The organism is Clostridium sp. MCC344 (assembly GCF_018785365.1).
Taxonomy (GTDB): Bacteria; Bacillota; Clostridia; order Lachnospirales; family Lachnospiraceae; genus Pilosibacter.
Map to the genome: position 1 here is coordinate 1 of NZ_WQPQ01000097.1, position 261 is coordinate 261.

At 52.1% G+C, this 261-nt stretch carries 2 protein-coding genes; both read left to right on the forward strand.

From position 1 onward, the window contains the following. On the forward strand, positions 1-111 hold a 111-nt coding region (locus tag GPK90_RS17890; RefSeq protein WP_215703590.1), incomplete at its 5' end, for an NlpC/P60 family protein. A 22-nt stretch (positions 112-133) separates the two neighbouring features. After that, the coding region (locus GPK90_RS17895; RefSeq protein ID WP_215703591.1) for a DUF4315 family protein at positions 134-261 on the forward strand (128 nt) is incomplete at its 3' end.

Consider the following 261-nt stretch of genomic DNA (forward strand, 5'->3'; position numbering starts at 1 on the left):
GGGATTTATGTGGGCGACGGGATGATGCTCCATTGTGGTTCGCCCATCCAATACGCAAACATCAATTCAAGCTACTGGCAGACACATTTCTATGCCTTCGGGCGTTTGTGAGCCAGAGGAAAGGAGTCCTTGCATGAACAAGATCGACAAGCTCGATAAGGAACTGGAAAAAGCCCGGGAGAAGGCTGCCGAGTGGCAGGCCAAAATCCGGGAGCTGGAAAAGCAGAAACAGGAGGAAGAAAACAGCCAGATCGTGCAGGC